Annotated in this window: 11 protein-coding genes; 8 read left to right on the forward strand and 3 right to left on the reverse strand. The window is 46.2% G+C overall.

From position 1 onward, the window contains the following. The first annotated feature begins 101 nt into the window (after positions 1–101). The gene (locus QUB11_RS00495) at positions 102–2,981 is read left to right on the forward strand and encodes an AAA-like domain-containing protein (RefSeq protein ID WP_333198766.1); all 2,880 of its coding nucleotides are present in this window, start codon (positions 102–104) and stop codon (positions 2,979–2,981) included. A gap of 46 nt (positions 2,982–3,027) precedes the next feature. On the opposite strand, the gene QUB11_RS00500 is transcribed toward QUB11_RS00495, so the two are convergent. Beyond that, positions 3,028–3,492, reverse strand: a complete 465-nt coding sequence (locus QUB11_RS00500) for a COP23 domain-containing protein (RefSeq protein WP_333198768.1) — start codon at positions 3,490–3,492, stop codon at positions 3,028–3,030. A 343-nt stretch (positions 3,493–3,835) separates the two neighbouring features. On the opposite strand from QUB11_RS00500, the gene QUB11_RS00505 reads away from it, so the two are divergent. The 7 genes from QUB11_RS00505 (at position 3,836) to QUB11_RS00535 (ending at position 17,335) form a co-directional block, all read left to right on the forward strand. After that, positions 3,836–4,333 (forward strand): HNH endonuclease, encoded by a 498-nt coding sequence (locus QUB11_RS00505; protein WP_190659271.1) that lies wholly within the window; start codon positions 3,836–3,838, stop codon positions 4,331–4,333. Positions 4,334–4,571: 238 nt separating this feature from the next. After that, the gene (locus QUB11_RS00510; protein ID WP_333198771.1) at positions 4,572–5,846 is read left to right on the forward strand and encodes a bifunctional oligoribonuclease/PAP phosphatase NrnA; all 1,275 of its coding nucleotides are present in this window, start codon (positions 4,572–4,574) and stop codon (positions 5,844–5,846) included. Between the two features lie 873 nt (positions 5,847–6,719). Beyond that, the gene (locus QUB11_RS00515) at positions 6,720–10,361 is read left to right on the forward strand and encodes a diguanylate cyclase domain-containing protein (protein ID WP_333198775.1); all 3,642 of its coding nucleotides are present in this window, start codon (positions 6,720–6,722) and stop codon (positions 10,359–10,361) included. 93 nt (positions 10,362–10,454) lie between these two features. Further along, the gene (gene sixA, locus QUB11_RS00520) at positions 10,455–10,949 is read left to right on the forward strand and encodes a phosphohistidine phosphatase SixA (RefSeq protein ID WP_333198777.1); all 495 of its coding nucleotides are present in this window, start codon (positions 10,455–10,457) and stop codon (positions 10,947–10,949) included. A 231-nt stretch (positions 10,950–11,180) separates the two neighbouring features. Next, a complete protein-coding gene (locus QUB11_RS00525; RefSeq protein WP_333198779.1) occupies positions 11,181–12,326 on the forward strand; it encodes a citrate synthase in 1,146 nt (381 codons plus the stop codon). Positions 12,327–12,663: 337 nt separating this feature from the next. Next, positions 12,664–16,173, forward strand: a complete 3,510-nt coding sequence (locus QUB11_RS00530) for a sacsin N-terminal ATP-binding-like domain-containing protein (RefSeq protein ID WP_333389387.1) — start codon at positions 12,664–12,666, stop codon at positions 16,171–16,173. After that, the gene (locus QUB11_RS00535) at positions 16,163–17,335 is read left to right on the forward strand and encodes a hypothetical protein (protein ID WP_333389389.1); all 1,173 of its coding nucleotides are present in this window, start codon (positions 16,163–16,165) and stop codon (positions 17,333–17,335) included. Before QUB11_RS00530 ends, QUB11_RS00535 begins: the two co-directional genes overlap by 11 nt. Positions 17,336–17,456: 121 nt before the next feature. Here QUB11_RS00535 and argZ read toward each other — a convergent pair whose 3' ends face one another. Further along, positions 17,457–19,571, reverse strand: a complete 2,115-nt coding sequence (argZ, locus tag QUB11_RS00540; protein WP_333389391.1) for a bifunctional arginine dihydrolase/ornithine cyclodeaminase — start codon at positions 19,569–19,571, stop codon at positions 17,457–17,459. Positions 19,572–19,947: 376 nt separating this feature from the next. Continuing rightward, positions 19,948–23,100, reverse strand: a complete 3,153-nt coding sequence (locus tag QUB11_RS00545; protein WP_333389393.1) for a PAS domain-containing protein — start codon at positions 23,098–23,100, stop codon at positions 19,948–19,950. Positions 23,101–23,832 lie beyond the last annotated feature (732 nt).

Genomic DNA, 23,832 nt, shown 5'->3' on the forward strand with positions numbered 1-23,832 from the left:
TCATACAAAATTATAATAACCCCTCGATTCTTTAGTCTCTTAGAGAGGGACTTCGTTTGACTATTGAGCGGTTTAAACCGCCTAAAGTTCTTTTTTATTGTATGAATTTTACCACAAAGCCCAGTTACTATCAAGTCGGCGGCAGTCTCACAAATAACGCTCCCAATTATGTGAAGCGGCAAGCCGACGACGACCTTTATAACGGATTGAAAGCCGGGGAATTTTGCTATGTTTTGAATTCCCGGCAAATGGGCAAATCTAGCTTGCAGGTGCGGACAATTCAGCGGCTGAGAAATGAAGGAATTGCTTGTGCTGCGATCGACATTTCGGAAATTGGCAATCGCGGCGTAACTCCCGAACAGTGGTATGCTGGTTTGCTACGCATTCTCGAAAATAACTTTAACCTGTCGGATATTGTCAACGTGCGGACTTGGTGGCGCGATCGCAATTTTTTAACTCCGGTTCAAAGATTGAGCGAATTCATCGAAACCGTACTATTACCCAACATTTCCAGCAATATTGTCATTTTTATTGACGAAATCGACAGCATTCTCGCCCTAGATTTTCCCGCCGACGATTTTTTAGCCTTAATTCGATCCTGCTACAACAAGCGCGCCAACAATTCAGAGTTCGATCGCCTAACTTGGGCCCTCTTAGGTGTAGCATCGCCGACGGATTTGTGCCGCGAGCAAAATGCCAGCAGCAATACCCCTTTTAATATTGGCAAGGCGATCGAATTAACTGGTTTTGACGAAACAGAAGCTCAACCGCTAGCAGCGGGCTTGGCAGAGCTTACAGACAGCCCTAATGAAGTTTTGAGAGAGGTTTTGTATTGGACGGGCGGGCAGCCTTTTTTGACTCAAAAGCTGTGCAAACTATTGTTGGAAAATCCACAATTAATCCCGAATTTACCCCCCCCAGCCCCCCCTTGCCAAGGGGGGGAGGAAGATGCAGCCCCACCTTGCCAAGGGGGGGAGGAAGATGCAGCCCCACCTTGCCAAGGGGGGGAGGAAGATGCAGCCGCCCGTGGCCAAGGGGGGGAGGAAGATGCAGCCGCCCGTGGCCAAGGGGGGGGAAAAGATAAAATTAACACTTCTAAAGAGTGGGTTGAAAAGGTAGTGCGCTTGAAAATAGTGGAGAATTGGGAATCTCAGGATGTCCCAGAACATTTGTCCACAATTCGCGATCGGCTTTTCAAAGAAAACCAGCGGATTGTGAGGAGACTCGGATTATATCAGCAAATTTTAGAACAAACTGAAATTATCCCCGATGGCAGTGCCGAACAAATGGAGTTGCGATTAAGCGGATTAATCGTTAAGCGCGGGGAAAAATTAACAATTTCTAATCCTATTTATCAAGCTGTATTTAACAAAGAATTACTTGGAGAAAAATTAGAAAAACTCTCGCCTTACTCGGAAGCTATCAAACTATGGCTAAATTCTAGCTGTGAAGATGATTCCCAACTGTTGCGAGGGGATGATTTGCAGTCAGCATTAGTTTGGGCGGCAGGAAAAAGTTTGAGAAACGAAGATTTTCAGTTTTTGACTGCCAGCCAGAAAGTTATTTTGAGCGACCAAAATCAACTGCTGCATTCAGCTACACTCGAAACAAAAAAAGCTGTCTATGATGCCGAAAAAGCTTTGAGTGAAGCTGACTCTGCCAAACAAAAAGCCAAACAGTGGATCGGCATCGGTTCTGCGGTACTGGCAGCATCGTTACTGACAGCGATCGGCTTTTCAACTCTCGCTTACCAGCGGTTTAAACTAGCACAAGCAAGTATTGAGATAGAACAAAATGGCAGCGATGCTTTATTGTTGGCGGTATCTCAAAAAACCGAAAGCACAGAAGCTTTATCAGAAGCTTTACTGAGGGCGATCGCATCGGGAAAAAAGTTAAAAACTTTGGTTAAAAATCAACCACGTCTAGAACAATATCCGGCTACTATACCGCTGCTAGCCTTACAAGTAATCCTCGATAAGATTAGCGAAAAAGAGCAGATTCAATCCTCATCTCTTCCACCACAAATAAAGATGAAGTGGCAAGCTCATATCGGTGCAGTTACCAGCGTCAATTTTAGCCCCACTCACCAAGTTTTAGTAAGCGCCGGAATAGACGATAGTGTTCGGATTTGGAACTTGTCCGGGCAAAAAATTGTTGAATGGAAAGCTCGGCAGCAGTCAGTTAATATGGTAAACTTTAGCCCTAACGGTAAATTTTTAGCAACCGCAGGAAGGGACAGCACAGTTAAAATATGGAATTTATCAGGAAAAAATATTTCTACATTCAAAGGGATTCAAGGCTCAGTTACTAGCATCAGTTTTAGTCCCGATGGACTGTTGTTGGCTGCCGCAGGAATAGACAGCAATGCTGCAATTTGGAACTTGTCAAAACTGCCAAAATCAATATCTTCTAGCGTCGTGAAACTCCCTGGTCACAACGGCTTAGTGAGAAGCGTAAATTTTAGCCCAAACGGCGATTTTATAACGACTTTAGATGGCAACTCAACAGTGCGGATTTGGAATTTGTCGGGCAAGCTGAAAAAAACACTGCCTGTTCAAGCAATTGGGATCAGTTTCACTCCTGCTCCACACCAGTATCGCTTTGCTACAGTAACATTGAATGGCAAAGTTGGGCTGTGGAATTTGTCAGAAAAAGAATTAGTTAAGGAATTTCAAACATTGCATTTAGATGCGAAATCAATTAGTTTTAGTCCCGATGGAGAACGGCTGGCTACAGTGGGAATTGACAAGACTGTACGGCTGTGGAATTTAGCGGGGCGGCAGGTTGCTCAATTTGAGTTTGAGGAAAATGTTGTTAGTGTCAGTTGGAGTCGAGACGGAAAGCAAATTGCTGTAGCTGGAAGCAACGGCACTGTCTGGCTGAGGCAGGTTGAAGGGTTAGAAGAATTGCTGAAGCAAAGCTGCAATTTTTTCACCACTCAACCGAAGTATTTTACAAGAGTTTCAACTCTCTGCAAGTAGGACACAGCATTCCCATGTCCTACCCGTAGCTAATGAGTTATGACTATCAATTTACTTTAACAGGCGAAACACTTACATTAGGATTTGTAACTCTTTTTAAGAGTTCTTGTCGGGCTTGTTCTGGATTTTGGCCTTTGGGTACTTGATATAATAATCTACAGGAACCGTCTTGAGGATTAGCTGCACAAATAATTAGTTGACCGCTGGTCGATGCACCTGCTGTGACAACAGTATCCCAGCTTCCTTGCGGTTGCGAGTTGTTGAGAATTCCTGAGACTCTGGTACACCGAGTAATCGCATCTTCTCCTGATTCATTGAAATAGTTATCAGCTAGCCACAAAATAACGGGAATATTTTTGCCTTGTTGGACAGCAATTGTAGCGGGGCGGCCACCAGCAGCGCCGCAGAAGAATGAAGGCGTTTGGGCAAAGGCAGGACTGCTTGCTAAAATCGGAGCAACAAGGGCAATAATGGACGCGCAAAAAGCTGACTTTAAGAGCCGAAATTCCATGAGCAGTAATAAGCTTTTTCATTTAAGGTTACTAATAGTCTAAAAAGTTAGACTGTTTGTTGCCGGGAAGATTAGGCATTTAGGGAAAAAAATAAAATTTATTCGGCAAATTTTTGCGATCGCACACACTGACCTCATCTAAGCCAAAACTCCGGGAAAAAGCTCGCTGACAAACACCAAATGCCGAAAATAGATGCAGCCCTAGGGGGCGCAGGCGCCAAGGTATAGGGTAAAGGAGTGGTTTTTCACCTTTTTTTGCTGAGCCTCGCTGTTCCTGATGCCGTCCCACCTAAAGTGGAACCTGTGTTAACATCGAAAAAAATATTCTCTTTAATAATCAACAATGGGCAATGTTCTGGTGCTGAACGCCTCCTACGAACCCCTTAACATCACCAATTGGCGAAGGGCGGTAGTTTTGTTGCTGAAAGGAAAAGCAGAACAGGTAGAACACAACGGGAAATTTATTGCGCCAAACTTCCCGCTACCAACTGTGATCCGACTCAGGCATTACGTCCGAGTTCCCTATAAGGATATTCCTCTGACCCGCCGGAATATCTTGCACCGGGACGCACACTCTTGTCAATACTGTAGTTATACGGGGGACGATTTAACCCTCGATCATGTAATTCCCCGATCGCGCGGGGGAGGCGACAGTTGGGAAAACCTCGTTACGGCCTGCGTGCGCTGCAATGTCAATAAAGGCAGCCGCACGCCAAAAGAAGCGGGAATGCCGCTGCGCTATCCGCCTCGGAAACCTCACAGCGGTCTTTATTTTGAAGTCACTAAACACGTTAAGAGCGGTATGCACAAAGAATGGCAAAAATATGTAATAGGCCTTTAAAACCCCTGTCAGCGCAAGCGCGGGGGTTTTTTGCGGGAGTTATCAGTCCTGAGATTGCTTCGTTCCTGGCAACAAACACTCTTTGCGTGAATTAAAAAATTAAAGAGAGAATTTACGCTCTTAAATCAGGTTTTTAGTAAAAAGTATGGGCTTTGACAAAAAGGCATCTACAAAGAAACCGGGTTTAAGATCGAATGTCGTGCAAATCCTGAAATAGTTAAATTGTTAATTTTCAACGATGAAAGACCATCTCCCTAACAATTCCGATGGAACATCCGGCAACCGCGAAGGTGAACTTGAGCCTAGCAGCGAGGTTGTAGCCGGAGTGAGTGCGCCGGGGAAACGGCGCAGCAAAGCCGAAGTTGCTTCCGAAGAGAATCGCGGCCGTCTCCGCGAGGAATTGCACGATCGCAAAGTCGAGCAGTTCCGCCAAATGTTCGATCGGCACAAAGGCACTCGCCAATTAATATTGCTGCAAGATTTTCCCGATCCCGACGCACTTTCCAGCGCTTGGACTTACAAATTAATCGCCGAACAATACGATATCCAATGCGAGATTATCTACGCCGGCGCCCTCAGCCACCAAGAAAATATTGCCTTAGTTAAATTGACAGGGTTGCCGTTGCAGCGGTGGACGGTGGAAACAGTAAAGACTAAGGATTTGTCGGTGTTTCAGGGCTGCGCTTTCATTGACAATCAAGGGACGACTTGTAACTTAACCCAGTATATTTTAGCGGCTGGAGTTCCGATCGCTGCCGTCATCGATCATCACAATTTGCAGGGGGAAATGAACGCAGAATTTACCGATTTGCGCCCTCAAATCCGCGCTACAGCCACGATTTTTGCCGAGTATTTACAGTCTGGACTGTTAACTCTCGACGCCAGCGTCAGTCTGCACATCAAGTGCGCTACAGCTTTGATGCACGGTTTGCGATCGGATACGATCGCCCTCAGACAAGCTCAGGAGGAGGACTTTTTAGCTGCGGCTTATTTGAGCAGGTTTTACGACCCGCAGTTGCTGAATGCGGTGTTACAGTCGTCTCGTTCTAAGTGGGTGATGGACGCGATCGAGCGATCGCTCAAACACCGCACCGTCCAGAACAATTTTTCGATCGCCGGCATCGGCTACCTCCGCTATGACGATCGGGATTCTATTCCCCAAGCGGCGGACTTTTTAGTAACAGAGGAGAACGTACACACAGCAGTTGTCTACGCAATTGTTCACGACAAAGACGAAGAAATTGAAGTAGTAATTGGCTCCCTGCGAACTAATAAACTTACTCTCGACCCCGACGAATTTATTAAAGAAGCCTTCGGTCAAGATGCTCAAGGACGCTTTTTTGGGGGCGGCAGAAGTCAAGCCGGAGGTTTTGAAATTCCCGTGGGGTTTCTTTCCGGCGGGAATGAGAAGAGCGATTATGCAAGGCTGAAATGGGAAGTATTTGATGCTCAGATTAAGCAAAAACTGCTGAATTTAATTAGTCCTAAAGACAATCCTGTTTACGATCATTAACTCTGGAGTTTTTAGGTGCGGTCTTGATTCCAGCAACAGCCTGGGAATGCGATCGCTTTTTGACCTCCGCTTGCTACCAGGTGTTGCCGTGTTTTTTTCTCAGTCCGGGCAAAATCTTAACTTGATAATCAGTCTTGCCCGCACTCTAACTCTCATCAACCGGCTTTTTTAAGTTTTATTGAGGGTTTGAACTCACGCCTAGTGCGCTTCTGCCATCAACAGGCTTTCCGGCCTGTTCCACAACAACTGTATTTTCTTGTGGGTAGTAGGGGTTGGCCAGGAGAATCCGACCATAAAAAGTTTATTGAACATCCTGCAAGATGCCACTTTTAACGAAGTAAGGAGGTTAAAAAACCCTGTTGACTTCTCCAGGACTCACCCTAATAAATTTTATCCCCATTTCCCCAAAATACACACCAAATAAACTGGGTATTTTAACTGTTGTCAAGGGAGGCAACGAAGTATTTTGCTCAAAAAAACCAGGTTGCGGAGCAAATTTAGTTTTAGCGAGTTTACTAAATTCACAATATTTCTTACTTTTTAACAAAAATGCAAGGTGGATTTTTTTTGATATTTTAGTGTTTGCTCGCTAAATTCATCACAATTTGTTATAGTTGGTGCAGGAAAGTTCCGATAATAATTAGTAAAAAAAACCTTGAAAAGAATCAAAATATATACCCAACAACCTAAACCATTGGCTAAATGATATGAAAAAAATAATTGTAGCAGTCAAAAAAAGTTGTGGTTGTCACATGAATATGGTTTTTTTCCTAAGCCCATGTAGCGATTCATACAATTTTAAACAAATTATTATATTTATTTGCCGCGGGTTAGGATAGTAGAAAATAGCTTAAAAAAACAAGGAAGACGGAGATGTCTACAAAACAGACTTTCTCTTGGTCGTTAGAGAAAAGCCTAGAAAAAGTTTCAGAAATTGCACTTAAAATCAACGAGTTCGTGGCTCTGGAGACAATTTTGCAATGTGCGCTAGAAGAAACCAGGTTGCTGCTGCAAACCGATCGTGTAATTATTTATCGCTTCCTATCGCATAGAGATGGCGTAGTATTTGCAGAATCGGTTGATGCCCAGTGGCCGCCAACCCTAGGAAAACAGATTTATGATCCTTGCTTTGAAGCCACCTGGGTAGATCGTTACAGCCAGGGACAAACGAGCAGCATTTCTGATATTCACGCTGGTGATCTTCAAGCTTGTGATGTCGAATTGCTCGATCGCATCCAAGTTCAGGCAAATTTAGTTGTACCAATCTTGTTAGATGGCAAACAGCAGCAATCTCCGAAGCTTTGGGGACTGTTGATTGCTCATCAATGCCGAAGTCCGCGTCAGTGGGAACCTCTCGACCTTGAGATCCTGCAACAGGTTGCAATGCACATCGGGTTGAGGATGCGGCACTTGGAATCTCACGACCCGGTGCTGGGGCCAACTCAACCGCCGGAACTCGAAACAGAACCAAATCGAACTGATCCCAATACCGAAAGCGCGCCAAGAGTCAATCATCACAATTGTCTACAACCAGACTTGGCCTGTTCCCTGAGCGGGGATATTGTCCACCTCAAAGCCTTTGACTTGTTGCAAAACCCGATCTGGATATTTGATATTGAGGATTGGCAAATCCGGTGGGCCAACCAAGCCTCCTTGTACCTGTGGAATGCTTCGACACGACAGCAACTCGCGAGCCACAACTTTAGCGATATGTTGTCAGAGTGTACGCGAATTCGCTTGCAGAGCTATCTGGAGCAGTTTGAGCAAGGCCAAACCTTGTCTGAGCAGTGGACGTTTTACCCGGCCGGTGAGCCTGTTTCTGTCGGCTGTCGGTGCTCTGGCATCAGGATTGATAGCGGGCGTTTGGCAATCCTGGTGGAGGGTAAGGTCGAAACCGCTCCTCAAATCGAACCGGAAACCCTACGATCGATCGAGGCAATCCGACACACCACGCTGATGGTTTCGCTCTACACCCTCGAAGGTGTGCCACTGCTGCAAAACCCGGCGGCGTTGCGCTGTTACGGGGAGGTGCTGCACCGTGGCTCTGCGACAGATAATGCTTTTGTGAGTCACTTTGTTGACTCTCAGGTAGGAGAGCGAGCAATGGCAGCTCTTAAGTCTGGTGAAGTATTTAGCACGGAGGCTCAAGTGATTACTCTGGCGGGAATTCGCTGGCATGGGATGGACGTGCGGTGTACCAACGACCCGGTAACAGGCAACCCGATGTTGCTGGTGAACGAAAAAGACATTACCGACCGCCAGCAAGTAGAAACAGCCCTCCAAAAGAGTGAAACCCGGTTGTCAGAAGCCCAGCGGGTTGCCCACATCGGTAGCTGGGAATTTGACGTGATTGCCGGTAAAATTACCTGGTCTCCCGAACTATTCGAGATTGTGGGACGATCCAGGGCCCTGGGCGAACCTACCTATGAAGAAAACCTGCGGCTTTACCATCCAGAAAGTGCCAAACAGCTACACCTGGTAGTTCAACGAGCACTCTCTCACGCAGAGCCTTATCTATTGCGCCTCAGAATCGTGCGCCCGAATGGTTCTATCCGCCATACCGAAGCCAGAGGACAGGTTCAACTCAATGCAGAGGGAAAAGTCATTCGGTTGTTTGGTACATCCCAAGACATTACGGATCTTGTCCAGGCAGAAACAGAACTCAGAGAATTGAGTACAGCTCTTGCTAATGCCGTTGAGGGCATCTCGCGGCTGGATATTTTCGGACGGTACATCACCGTTAATCAAGCCTACGCGAATCTAGCAGGTTATCAGCCTGAAGAAATGGTTGGTATGAGTTGGCAGAAAACAGTTCATCCCGAAGACTGCGACAGGATGAGGGCCGCTTATCAAAAAATGCTAGCCGAGGGCCGAGTGGAGCTTGAGGCCCGGGGTATCCGGAAAGATGGCTCGATCTTTTACAAGCAGGTGGTGATGTTGGCAGCCTACGACTCGCAGGAGCGATTGAGCGGGCATCACTGCTTTATGAAAAATATCACCGATCGCAAGCAAGCAGAAGCAGCATTAAAACAAGAGTTCGAGCGTCTGGCGGTGGTGATTGCCACCCAACAGGAAATCGCCACCCCCAATCCTAACCTGGATGCAGTGATGGCGGTGATTACCGATCGAACTCAAAAATCGCTCGGTGCCGATGGGGCCGTGATTGAAATGCTGGAAGGGGATGAGTTGGTGTATCGGGCAGCCAGCGGTATCGCCAGCGCCTATGTGGGATTACGGATCAAAGTAGGGACAAGTTTATCGGGAAAATGTATTGCGACCGGCCAAATCATGCTTTGCGATGATTCACAAACCGATACACGGGTGGAGCAGTCTGTCTGTCAGCGCATTGGTATCCGGTCACTGGTGGTTGTTCCCTTGTTCTATCAGGACGATCGGGTTGGGGTCTTAAAAGTTGTTTCCGCTACACCCTGTGCCTTTACAGAGTCCGATATTCATACCTTACAACTGATGGCGGGGTTTTTGGGGGGTAGCCTGCATCTGGCTTCAGAGTTTGATGCTAAAAACATTCTCCTGAGTCAATTACAGGAGAGCGAGGAACGGTATCGTTCTGTGATTACAAGCATGACTGAAGGCGTCGTACTTCAGCTAGCAGACGGACAAATTACTACCTGTAATGATAGTGCCGCAAGGATTCTCGGACTGACCCCCGAACAAATGATGGGGCGTACATCCATAGATTTAGACTGGCGAACCGTTCACGAAGATGGCTCTCCTTTCCCCTGCCAACAGCATCCGGCAATGATTACCCTACGGACGGGAAAACCCCTATCAAATGTGGTGATGGGCATTCACAAATCGGATAAAACGCTGACTTGGATTTCGATCAATTCGCAACCGCTGTTCCAGATGAATCAGTCTCAACCCTATGCAGTAGTAACGACTTTTGCTGATATTACAGAACGCAAGCAGGCTCTTGAGATGCTCAGACACCGGGCGGAACAAGAAAGATTAATTGCTACGACAGATGGGTTAACACAAGTAGCAAACCGCCGCTGTTTTGATGAGCGATTGCAGTCGGAATGGCACCGACTGATGCAGGGGAAACAACAGCTTTCGTTGATTATGTTGGATGTAGATTATTTCAAGCGATATAACGATTGCTACGGACATCAAGCTGGGGATATTTGTTTAGTAAAAGTGGCTTCATCGGCGGCACTTGCGGTTAAACGTTCATCGGATCTGTTTGCACGTTACGGGGGGGAAGAATTCGCTGCTATCCTACCGAATACGGATGCGGATGGCGCGATCGCAGTTGCTGAGTCGATGCGTCAGGCAATCCGAGATTTGGCAATCCCTCACGATCGATCTGATGTGAGCCCGATCGTGAGCGTTAGCATAGGAATTGCGACTGTGATTCCCTCCTTGGGAACCTCACCGGATGAACTCGTTGCCCTCGCCGATCGAGCATTATATGATGCGAAACGACAAGGGCGCGATCGCTACACAAGCGCAAACCAGATGACAGCGCCAGAGGTTAATCCAGTTGTAGAATAGGCAAAAGATGTCGATCGCGCCCAACTTCACCGATAAGTTCGTAGGCGTAAGCCGGGGCGTAGCCATCGCACAACTATACAAAGGACTGCCACAGTGCATTTATATCTGATCCGGCACGGTATCGCAGCCACACCCGAAGAATATGATACAGACTCAGAACGCCCCCTGACTAAAGAGGGCGATCGTAAAACCCGGAAAATTGCCCAACGGCTGTACGAACTCGAAATTCAGTTTGACTTGATTCTCACCAGTCCCCTACTGCGGGCGCAGCAAACCGCCCAAATCCTGCAAACAGCCGGTGTGAGTTCCCAAATAGAAGAATCCGCCGCCCTCGCACCTTCAGGAGACATCGGGAACTGGCTGGAGTGGTACAAACAGTGGCAGGAAATAGGTAGCCGCAGCTTGGCCCTGGTAGGCCACCAACCCGATTTGGGCAACTGGGCAGAAACTTTGCTTTGGGCTCGATCCCAAGATGCCCTGATTCTCAAAAAAGCAGGTATCATCGGCTTAATCCTCCCGGAAACCGGCTCCCCAGTGGGCCGCAGCCAAATGTTTTGGCTAACTGCGCCCAAGTTTTTGCTCCCCTAGAAACAGCGAACCGCGACATTAACAGGACGTGCCAGCAGTCTTAAAACCGCATTCTGGGACGGCGAAACCGGGAAAAAGAGGCGACAATACGCAGCGGTGCGATCGGGCTATCTGTTGAAAAACCCGGTTTCTGAACCCCAATTAAATGATTATTTGTCAAGACTGCGACACTATCTTGGTTTCTGGTAATGTACTTTTATGTAGATTGAACTCACACAAAACGGTATCGCAATGGTCGTCGGCGAATTCAAACCAGGTTTAGAAGGTGTTCCCGCCACCTTGTCCAGCATTAGCTACGTCGATGGACAAAAAGGGTTGCTGGAATATCGCGGGATTAGCATCGAGGAACTGGCACTGAAAAGCTCCTTTCTCGAAACTTCATATTTATTAATCTGGGGGGTACTTCCGACAAAGGAAGAACTCGAAGCTTTCGAGCATGAAATTCGCTATCACCGCCGGATCAAATATCGCATCCGGGACATGATGAAATGCTTTCCAGAAAGAGGACATCCCATGGACGCCCTGCAAGCTTCAGCGGCCGCTCTGGGCTTGTTCTACTCTCGCAGAGCTCTGGCTAACCCAGCATACATTCGAGAAGCTGTAGTGCGGCTGCTAGCTAAGATTCCCACAATGGTAGCAGCGTTCCAGCAAATGCGACGGGGAAATGACCCGGTGCGGCCGAGGGATGACTTGAACTACTCGGCTAACTTTCTTTATATGCTCAACGAGCAAGAACCCGATCCGCTGTTAGCTAGCATTTTTGACACTTGTCTGACTCTCCACGCTGAACATACAATTAATGCCTCTACATTTTCGGCAATGGTAACAGCTTCGACGCTGACAGACCCTTACGGAGTGATTGCTTCAGCAGTTGGCACTTTGGCGGGGCCGCTGCACGGGGGAGCTAATGAAGAAGTGATTGATATGTTGGAGCAAATTGGTTCGGTAGAAAATGTGCGGCCTTTTGTCGAGAAGTGCGTTGCAAATAAGGACAAAATTATGGGCTTCGGTCACCGAGTTTACAAGGTGAAAGATCCGAGGGCAACTATTCTCCAAGGGTTAGCAGAACAGTTATTTGAGAACTTCGGTCATGACGATTATTACGACATTGCTGTCGAGTTGGAAGAAGTGGTTGAGGAGAAATTGGGTCACAAAGGAATTTATGCAAATGTAGATTTCTATTCGGGTCTAGTTTACCGAAAAATGGGAATTCCGATCGACTTGTTTACACCGGTTTTTGCGATCGCCCGTGTTGCTGGCTGGTTGGCCCACTGGAAGGAACAGCTAGAGGCAAACCGCATTTACCGCCCGACTCAAATATATACGGGCACTCACGGTGAGCCTTATATTGCGATCGAGGACAGACTGCCATCCTAAAGCAAAATTATCAACGCATATCTGAAAATTGTGAGAGGAATTGTTTTGATTTCGTGAGGTGTTGAATTAACAATTGCTTTCGCCTTCCGAGTCAGGAAGCAATTTCTGTCTGCCAAAAGCTGCCTTGCTGGGTTGCACCCCTCTTGTATGTTGTGCTGTTTGTTGGCGACAATAGTAACAAGTGACGATTTTCAGGAACTCCGGTCCTCAGACTTGCGGGTCTGAGGTTTTTTATTGCAAAATTACGAATAGCTTTTGTAAAATGCTCTCTCTTGCATCCTGCTGGTATTTACACTTTAGCTTGTATAGTATTAGGTAGAAAGCAAACAGAACATCTATGGCTTACAGCGACAGCGAAATTGAGGGCAAGTCTTTCTACCAATCCGAACCCTTAATCGCCCGATTGAGGGGAATTATCCGAGACTATCCCGAAGGCGTCGGGATTCTCAAAGAGTTGATCCAAAATGCTGACGATGCGAAAGCCTCGCGGGTAGAAATAACTCTGGATTGGCGCAACCATCAGGTCAAAAACTTGCCGGACGATCGCATGATACAGCTCATGGGGCCGGCGATGTTGGTCTACAACGATCGCGTGTTCGCAGACAAAGATTTTGACAGCATTCGCAGTCTGGGACAAAGCGAAAAAGCGCGAGATTTGCAGAAAACGGGTAGATTTGGCGTCGGGTTTAATGCAATATATCATGTTACAGATTATCCGAGTTTCGTATCGCGCGATCGCATCATCTTTTTTGACCCTCACGGCGCGGCGATTCCCGGCACTTCCCGACAAGAACCGGGACGCGAATGGAATTTGGCAGACGCTAAATGGTACGAAAAATATCCCGATTTTATGCAAGTCTACGCAGCGGGAGGATTGCCATTGGGAGATACAAATTTTCAAGGCACTTTGTTTCGCCTGCCTTTAAGAAGTGCAGAACACGCGGGAAATAGCGAAATTCGCAAACAAGCTTTCACCGAATCAAACGTTAAGGAACTGCTAGACGAACTGAGGCATTCCGGTGAAGAACTTTTGCTATTTTTGAAATCGGTTCAGGAAATTAGAGTTTACGAAATTCCGGCAAACAGTCAAGAAACCAGGCAAGAAATTCTGGCGATTGTCACCAAAAATCCGCAAGAAGTCCGAGAAGCGCGGCAAAAACTCCTCAATGCAATTCCAGAGACTCCCGACAAACTGCTGGAATTGTGCCGCCGCAATCCTGACGGTTTGGTATCGGTTTCTTACCGTCACGAGATAGAAACGATTAGCTGCTATCGCACAATCAAGTCTACTTGGAGAATAGTCAGTTTAATTCGCACAGACGAAGGCGGCGATTTGGCAAAAGTCATAAAAGCAATGTACGAAAGCCAAGAAAAAGTCTTGCCTTGGGCGGGCGCTGCTGCTAGAATTAATGCTGTTAGTACCGAGGGAAATCCTCAACCTGTTTCCGGCAAAGTTTACTGTTTTTTGCCGCTTCCCCTGGAAACCGGGCTGCCGGTTCACATCAACGGTTTTTTCAACTTAAATAGTTCGCGGGACAACCTCAGCAGCGACAGCGGACAAACTGGAAAAGACAGGCCGAGAGCTATTTGGAACGGGCTACTCGCGCAGCACGTTTTGTCCCGCGCTTGTGCTAACTTAATTGTCGATTTAGTGCAAGATATCGGACGGTTTAAGCCAGAAGAATTTTACCAACTTTGGCCGGTTAGCAAAATTACTACTAGCAAAGCTCTGGAAGAACTGTACTGCTTTGTAATCAAGTTATTGTATCAGAGAGAAGTTGTGCGATCGGCTGTAGAACATACTGTAACTGAGGGTCAAATTAACGGGGCAGTCATGTCACCGACAAGATGGGTGACACCTCCGACAGTCAAAAATATACCCTCGAAAAAGTGGTGGGACGACTTATTAGAACCGCTGGGTGCCGATAATATCGATGTTCCAGATCCGCCATTGCCCGAGTCGATTTTGGCAGCTTTTAAAGATGCAGATTTGCCCTTGTCAACATTCACTGCTGCCAACTTGCGAAAGCATTTAACCGAAAATAAACCGCTAGGCGTTTCGTTGCTGGATGCACCGAAAGCCAGTCTGCGAAATCGGCAGTGGATTGGGAATCTGCTGCGTTATTGTCTCAGCGATAATTGCCAAGATTTGCGCGGTTTGCCGCTAGCTATTCTCGCTGACAATACTTTGCAAGTATTTGGGTATAATGCGATCGGAACCATCTACATTGCAGATGAGGCGCAGAGGGAAATATTTGCCAATTATCCAAAATGGTTTCTGCACCTAGATTTAACTAAATTATTGCCTGCATACAATCTAAATGGCATCTCTAACATGACTGCTGCGGAAGTAGCGAAAAAATTGGTTAATGTCATTGGTTCAACTGCGTCAGAAATTGATTGGAATCCCGATGCACCGCATCCCCCAAATGCAGAATGGTTGACTTTAGTTTATAATTATTTTTACAATATCAGTCCCAGATATTTGTCGCAAGAAACAGTCGAGCAATTGAAAAAAGTACCGCTGGTTCCGGGAAATCATGGTAAGCTTTATAAAGTGGGAACTGTTGACACTCCTTTGTTGCGCGGCGATAAAATTGAGGCGGAAACAATTGCAGCAGTGCAGTATTTTGGGGCGACACTTGTCAAGGCACCAGCAAAACTTGAGGGGGCGATTGAAAAATTTGCCGATCGGCATAAAAATCAATTAGTCTATTTTATCACCGGCCCGGATATCCTAGACACAGTATATTCGCGGTGCGATCGAGGTTTGCCGCCCTACCACCAACAGCATTATACCTCTCTCCTCAATTTCCTGGCAGCTTCAGAACCAACAAATTACGACCAAGATAGCCTCAACAAGCTGCGTCAACTACCAATTTACCCCACAACTTCCCACGAAATAGTTTCCCTCAACGATGAAAATGTCTACCTTCCGGGCGGTGGATACGAACCGCCGGAAATTGCAGGTACGTTGAGGCTTTTACGCATAGAAAAAAACAGGCAATGGCTGCGAATGTTTCAAGTTTTGCAAGTTCCGGTACTGAATCGCGCTAGACTGATTCGCGAGTGCTTGTTGCCTGAGTATGCCTCTTTTGCCCCTGAAGAACAATTAATCGCGCTGGCGTGGATTCGAGAGCATCTGAGTGAAGCTTGCAAAGAACTAGAAAAAGCAGGAGAGAATGCTGTTTCATTCCAGGAAGAGCTGAAAAAGGCGCGTTTGGTACGCTGTAGCGATCGCAGGTTACGCTCTGCCGAATTAATTTATCATCCCGAAAGTCAAGTAATCCGCCACATTCTAGGAAATTTAGCAGCTATTCCCGATAGGGAATTTTACTTGCAAGATTATCCACTATGGCTCGAATTTTTCGATACTTTGGGTATGCGAAAAACGTTGAGTGCAGATGACATTTCAGTTTGTGTTGACAATCTAATTCAAACCGCCAATCGTTCAGGTGCAGGCACAGTAACCGATGCTTGTATTGCCGTTTTTAACTACATAGTTGATAATTGGGAGGCACTAAAATATACCAAAATTGGGAATACCAACAAAACACTGGCTGAAACACTCGCAGATAAGCCTTGGGTTCCTGTCGAGCAAAATCCTCAAAAGTTAAGCCAATATCCCGGCGCGGCGATACCTGAACCGAGGCTGTATCGCGCTAAAGATGTCTGTTTCATTCAAGATGTTCGCTTAGTTGCTAGCCAAAAATTTTTATTTGCACGCCCTGAGCGCGACTTGCTGAAGCCCGAAATTATAACTGCACTTGGTTTTCAGCCTGTAGATACCACTACAGTTATCGACCACTTTGATACACTAATCAAAACTTGGGAAAATGACAGTTGAAATCACGACATCCGACGATATAAACGCGCAGTTACAATCAGTAAAGGCAATTTACAAGTATCTCGATGATACTTTCATCAAAGGCAGTATTTCCAGCGAACAACGCCAGCAAATTCAAAAGCGCTTTGCTCACCGTCAATGTCTGTGGGATGAGTCTAAGGGTAAGTTTTGGCGGCCAAAATACGCTTTTTTGGATGACGTGCCTTTTTTCGGCAACCGCCGCACAACTATAGCGGTTTCTCATCCATTTTCCGAAGTCTATCAGCTTTTGGGACAAGGGCGATCGCCTGTTGTGCAAGATTACCTAGATTTTCTCGAAGAATTAGCAGCAGAGTACAGCAACACACCTTTAAACGCAGCAGATAAAAACTCTGCGATCGAGGTCATCGGCCGTCTAGAATCTCAACAGTCATTAGAAGGCTGCACAGTTAAAAACCCACCGATACTTACTGCTAACATCACACTTGCTCCCGCCTGTGAAGTTCTCATCCCGGACGCACCTTGGCGCAAAGATTACATTGATCCCAACCATATACTGCACCAGCAAATCTCCCCAAAATTTGCCAAAGCAGCAGGAAGTCTTTCTTTATTAAAAGATGTGATTGAACGTCCGACGACGGTCAAAAAGGCCCTAAATGCTAAAAGTAATGATTGGTGTCTAGAATGGCAAAATACGCTAAATTCCCCAGAATTTATATCGGGTTTAAAGCGGCTGATTTTCCACGAGGGCGACTCTGAACCAATCCTCGATATCATCTGGATTGCAAAGGCTAAAGTTTCGCCAGCTAGTCAAATTCATGTAGATTTATTCTGGAAGGGTGAAACCCAAATCGCGGCATCTATACCGGGGACTCAATACTTTGATGAGTTGAATAAAATATTTCATATTATCAGTAGCAGTAGCAGATACATTATGCTCTGCTATTTAGCAGAGAGTATTAATGCTCGACTCGGCGAATATGCAGTGCAAAATCTGCTGCCGCTGGCAAGCATTCTGGATGCTGAGCCGAACAATATTAATGCTTTACTAAATGAGTTGCGAATTAGGTCTTTACCGGGGGATTTGTCTCCCGTCACCGCCCCTAATTTAGAAATTACATCCTCTGCAGGAGAAAACGGCGATCGAAAGGGAGATAGCTCAATTTATTGGGGCGCATTTTGAGCGATGATAATGAGCATTATTATCGGCTCTGTAAGGTACGCAATGCGTACCCTACCAGCCTCTATTCTTCAGTCCGCGCAGGCGGACTTCGTTTGTATAGACGCGGTTTCAACCGCCGAATCTAAACAGATTGAGCTACATGATGGCGGCTAGTCAACTTATCCAATTGATTCACCAACAAACTTAGGAACAATCCCACATCGGTAACAACTCCAATAGACTCGATCGACCCCCGATCGCTCAATTTCGTCACCACCGCCGGATTAATGTCCACACAGACCATCTTCACACCCGCCGGCGTCATATTTCCCACACCAATTGAGTGCAGCATAGACGACAGCATTAACACCATATCCGCACCGCGTAACAGCTCAGTATATTCTTCTTGAGCCTTAACTAAATCCATTTGCGTGTCGGGAAGCGGGCCATCATCGCGGATCGAACCTGCTAGGGAAAACGGTATATTGTTCTTCACACACTCGTACATCACACCGTTAGTAACCAAGCCGGCTTCAACAGCTTTTGCAATACTCCCGTAACGCCGCACAGTGTTAATTATTTTCAAGTGGTGCCGGTGTCCACCCCGCACAGCAACACCGCGTTTCATGTCAACCCCTAAAGAGGTTCCCATATTCGATTGTTCCATGTCGTGAACTGCGATCGCATTTCCACCTAACAACGCTTGTACATAACCTTCGCGAATCAAATGCGCTAAATGTTCGCCACCGCCAGTATGGATTACCACCGGCCCCGCCGTAACTACAACTTTGCCACCCCGATCGCGAATTTGGCGCAATTCCCACGCTACTTGTTCTACTACCAATTCTACGCGGCGCTCGCTAGAAACGCTGCCGGACATAAAACTGAATTCTTGAGAATTGCGCTGTTCCCGCGATTCTGTTTTGCGGATTGTGCGGATGCCGACCACATCAACAACGACTTTTTCTCCTACTTTCAAGTCGCGCAATAATTTGCATTTAGCCACTGGGCCATCAGCAGTTTCAGTAATAGCAACTGCTCCATCCATCCGCTGATTTTGTGCTTTCACCCACTGACCATTTACCCGCACTTCCGTGGGATAAATTGTACTCACATAAAAGTCGTCTGGGCCGACACCATCTTGCACTACCGGTTCTAAAATAGCGTCGCAAATCTCTTGTGGTGGCGGCACTGCACCCAAGTCAATCAGCATTCCCATCATTTCTTCCATCACATCGTGGGAAGGTGCCGAAACTTTAACGTCGGCAGATGATGTACTTTGCCGCTGCTCTCCCAGATTGAAATTGAGCACTTGGAAACTGCCACCGAGATCGACAATTAAGTCTAAAGCGCGGCTGATTAAACCCGCATCGAGCAAGTGACCTTCCATGCGAATTGTGCGGCTTTCTACCATCACGTTTGCCGATCGATCTTCTTGCACCGGTTCCGTTACCCGCAGGGTCAAACACTTACATGCGCCGCCCGCTTTCAGAAATTCGCTCATCGGCGTTTCAATTACTTGAAAACCGGCCTGAGTAATGCGCGATTTTAAGGCTTCGCTAACCTTGTTCATTACCACAACTTTGTCAATATTGACCGCATTGCAAGCAAAATTTGCGGCATCGGCTTCTTCAATAGCAATGCGTTTTTCCGGCGCAACTCGCATTTCAATTAAGCGGTTTGAGTAGGAGTCAAATGCTGCTGGATAGTAGAGCAAATAGCCGCCTGTCAGAGGACAAAAACAGGTGTCTAGGTGATAGAAACGTTCGTCAACTAAACGCAGCGAAAGCACTTCTATGTTGAGCCATTTTGCTAGTAACGGGTGCGAGTCGAGTTCGGAACGGAAGCCGTATCCGGCCCACAACCAGCGTCCTTCGCGATCGAGCAAAGCATCGCCAGCGCCCTCAAACGGCAAGTCTTTCGGGAGTTCGTGCACGGTGAAACCTTTGCTTTCAAACCATGCTTTGAAATAGGGTTCTTCGCCTTGGCGTTCTTTGTGATAGAAACGGCTGAGGACGAAGGTATTGCCTAAAAGTAAGCCTGCGTTGGCGGTGAAAACCATATCCGGCCAGCCTTTTGCGGGCGGTACGAGGTCTACCACGGCGTTTTCTTTGAGGACGTGGTAAAGTTTTTCCCACTGTTCGACGGCGCGATCGCGCGATGATTTATGGACATTTCCCTCCATCCACGGATTAATCACGTAGTCTACATCGTAGTGGTCGGGAGCGCACATGAGGAAGCGAATTGAGTCAGTCATAATTCAGTAAAAATGTGGTAGACGCTACAGCAGACGTATGTTGACAGAGTTTGTATAAGAGCAACTGTAATATTCACTACTAATTTTAGCAGCGCAACGTCTGGAGCCCCAAAAGGCTAACTCTTTACTATATCATGTTTAAGATGAGATTACACTAAGTGACAGACCGTTCGCAGGAAATACTGGAGAAAATGTCAGGTTATGACGCACTGTAAAATAGGTTCTGATAGACAATTAATATGATATCCGTTAATTGCCCCCAGTCTTACGGTCGGGGTGGGTTTAGGCTCATCTCTGGCTGATATTATAGATGGTTGGTGAACCGGCCCTTACAAGAATTATGGTTAATTTACCGCCCATCCTTTAACAGCTTATCCTAACTTTTAACTTTCAACTTTTGCGAAATCGGCAGTTCGATCGCAAATTCTGTTCCTTGGCCCACTTCTGAATGACACTCCAACTTACCACCGTGGGTGTCTTTAATAATTTGGTAACTAATCGACAACCCCAAACCAGTGCCGCTGCCGATCGGTTTGGTAGTAAAAAACGGGTCAAACATCCTTGACTGAACTTCGGGACAGATACCGGACCCGCTGTCAGAAATCCGCACACGCACTTGATTTTCTCCGCTGACTTCAGTAACAATGCGAATCTGGTGAACTTTGCAAGTACAGTGGGCTGATGACTCTTCTATAGCGTCGATCGCATTCACCAGCAAATTCATAAATACCTGGTTTAATTGAGCCGGATAACACTCGACTTTGGGCAGTTTCCCGTAATTTTTAATAAGTTGAATTTCCTGACGTTTTGGCTGTGACTGCAATCGGTGCTGCAAAATCACCAAAGTGCTCTCTATCCCTTCATGAATGTCTATTACTTTTCGCTCTGTTTCGTCAAGTCGCGAAAAGTTTCTCAAAGACAGCACTATCTGCTTAATTCGGTTAGCACCCTCTTGCATTGAAGCCATGATTTTGGGGAAATCGCCAGCTATAAAATCCACCTCGACTTCTGCCAATTCTTGGGCTATTTCAGGAACTGGTTCAGGATAGTATTGCTGGTAGAGCTCGATCAATTTTACCAAATCGCGAGCGTACTGTGCAGCGGGAATAATATTGCCGTAGATGAAGCTGATCGGGTTATTAATTTCATGGGCTACTCCCGCTACCATTTGCCCGATACTTGACATTTTTTCGGATTGAATAAGCTGAGATTGAGCCTTTTTTAAGTCTGCCAGAGTTTTTTCTAACTGTTGCGCTTTTTCTCGTTCTCGCTGTTCGCTAAATTGCAACTCTACTTCGGCTTGTTTACGATCGCTAATATCAATATGCGTGCCCGTCATCCGTAAAGGATTTCCCGAAGCATCGTGTTCCATCACCTTTGCTTGAGCTAAAATCCACTTCCACTCGCCGGATTTTGTCAGCATCCTAAATTCCACTTCGTAAGTAGGATTTTTGCCTTCCAGGTGAGCATTGAGCGCTGCTTGAGCCGGAGACAAATCCTCTGGATGTACCAGTTTCTCCCAGGATGCAAAACTATTTTCTACCTCCTCTACTTCATATCCCAGCATCATTTTCCACCGAGGATTAAAATAGACTTCTCCCGTGGCCAGATTCCAATCCCACAATCCCATCGCACTGCCTTCAAATGCCAGATAAAAACGTTCTTCGCTAATTTGCAAAGCTGCTTCGGCTTGTTTTCGATCGCTAATATCCATCACTGTTCCCAACAGTTTGATTACTTCCCCAGTATCGCTAAAAACAGCTTCTCCCCTTCCTTCCACGTAGATAATTTGACCGCTAGGATGCAAAAACCGGAACTCTCTTTTGTAGGAAATTCCTTGTGAGATAGTCAGGCTGACTGTTTGTTGAAATAATTCTCTGTCGTCGGGATGACACATCTTTAAAAGTTGGGCAGATGTCGGTTCAGTTGCACTTGAGTCAAGACCAAAAATGCGGAATACTTCTTCTGACCAAGTGATTTTATTTGTGACTAAATCAAATTCCCAACTGCCGATATGGGCAATTTTCTGGGCTGCTGCTAGACTAGCTTCGCTTTGTTGAAGTTTAAGTCGCTGTTGTTTATCTTGTTCGAGAAGATTTGCTTGAGCGATCGCAATTCCCATTTGTGCCGCCACAGTTTTCAATAATCCGATCTCATCTGGTGTCCAGTGGCGCGGGCGATCGTACTGGTGCAAGCATATCATTCCGTTGGCTTTTCCCTGGTAGGAAGTGCGGATGGATATCATCGACTTCAAACCTATTTGACCGCACAAATCTCGGACGTTTTCTAGCAGCGGTTCGGAAAAAACATCGTCAGAAACTACAGCTTGATCTTGGGACAATAAAAACTGAACGTGAGGATTGCCATCTATGGGTATTTCTAAATCTAAAAGGGATTTGAATGCGGATTTTCTGTACTCAGCGACATTAACAATTCTGGGAATAGGGTGTTCTGTGTAGGTGTGAAACAAGCAGCAATCCGCATTAAAAATACGACCAATTTGGGCCGTCGCTGTTTGAAAAACTTGCTCCTGCTTTAAGCTGTAGCGAATTTCCAGAGTAATTGTTTCTAGCAAAAATCTTTGCTTAATTTGCCGTTCCAAAGCAGCTAAAGCTGTTTTAAGTTCGAGTTCTGCTTGTTTGCGATCGCTAATTTCAGTAGCGGTTCCTAAAATTTTCCAAGGTTTGTCGTCGGGTGTTCTGGCAAACACTGTATCCACGCTAACAAACCACCGATATTCACCATTTTTGTGCTGAATTCGGTACTCACACTCAAAGCTTTCACCGTCTTTTGCTGCCTCAATCCTGCTCAGGTGTTCTGAGAATCCTGGCAAATCGTCAGGGTGTATTAAGTTAGGAAGAAATCCTCCTGCCATCTGCTGGATTTCTTCAAGGGTGTAGCCAATATCGCTATATATTTCGCGGTTGATATACAGAGTTCGCTGTTCAATCAAATCGGAAACGTACAAAAGATTAGGATGTGTTTGAATTACTGCCGACTGCCAGCGTTGGCTGTCTCGGAGTTCGGCTTCGATCCGCTTGCGTTCTTCTATTTCTGCTTGCAATCGCGCATTTTGTGCTATAATTTGTTTATAAAGACGGCTCAGAAGCAGTTGATTTTCGACGCGACTCACCACCTCTTCTGTTTGGAATGGTTTAGTAATGTAGTCTGCCGCCCCCAGTGAAAAAGCTTTGACTTTATCAAAAACTTCATCGAAACAGCTAATAAAAATCACAGGAATATCTTTGGTTTGCGGACAAGCTTTTAGCTGTTCGCAGACTTGATAGCCATCCATACCGGGCATCATGATGTCCAGCAAAATCAAGTCTGGTGGACTCGACAGAGCAAAGTTAAGAGCCAATTTGCCATCTCGTGTCGGCCGCACTTTATATCCCCGCTTCGACAAAAGCTGGGATAAAAGCCGCAAGCTTTCTGGATGGTCGTCCACCATTAAAATATTTTCTTGTAATACAGTGTTTTGAAGTCTAATTGTTTCTAGTCTGGGATTTTTATCGTCAGTTGTATTCACAGCAAACCCTCCAACTATTCAAGTTGTATATGTGGGAATATTTTTAAAATCATTAACCGCTTGTAGCTAACACTCTCCGATGAACCAGCACAACTATTGACTATATAGCACACTCCTAAATTATCTGTCATTATATCAAAAACAATGCTCTTTTGAAAATGTTGGTGGCTCAAATTCTCGGAGCCCAGTGAGAAAACAGCAGAGATTCCTCAAATCACAGGCCAAGCAAGCAATTTTGATTAAAGGGAAAACTTTTACTTGGACAATTTTTAATTTTTATAACCAGGTTTTTCCTCCCTTTACCAGGTGGCTCTCTATTGTATTTTGTCACTAGATACCCACACTCGAAAGGTTAATTAAAACAGGCCGGAACATGGGTGTCAACTTAAGACTAAAGTTCTTTTTTTTTCTGGTTTGTATCCATGTCTTGAGTTCCCTAAATCCAGGGCGGTTTCATTTTATTGTAGGGGCAAACCCCCCGTGGTTCCACCGATGCCTGAAATGTTCATGAAATCATCTCTGGGTGGGGGTGGCCATTCTTGGCACCGCCCCTACAAAAGCCGGGTTTTTCGTAGGGAAATCCCCCCGTGGTTGCCCCGAAACGGCCCTGTTCCCTAAATCCCTCTTCTGAAGCAGCGCTAGGGCAGTGTAGGCATAATTGTCAAAGAGTATACCTTTACTAATTATGAGCTTAAGTTGACACCAATGGGCCCTGAAAAACTCCTACAATAT

Source organism: Microcoleus sp. B6-A1 (assembly GCF_036705085.1).
Lineage (GTDB): Bacteria > Cyanobacteriota > Cyanobacteriia > Cyanobacteriales > Microcoleaceae > Microcoleus.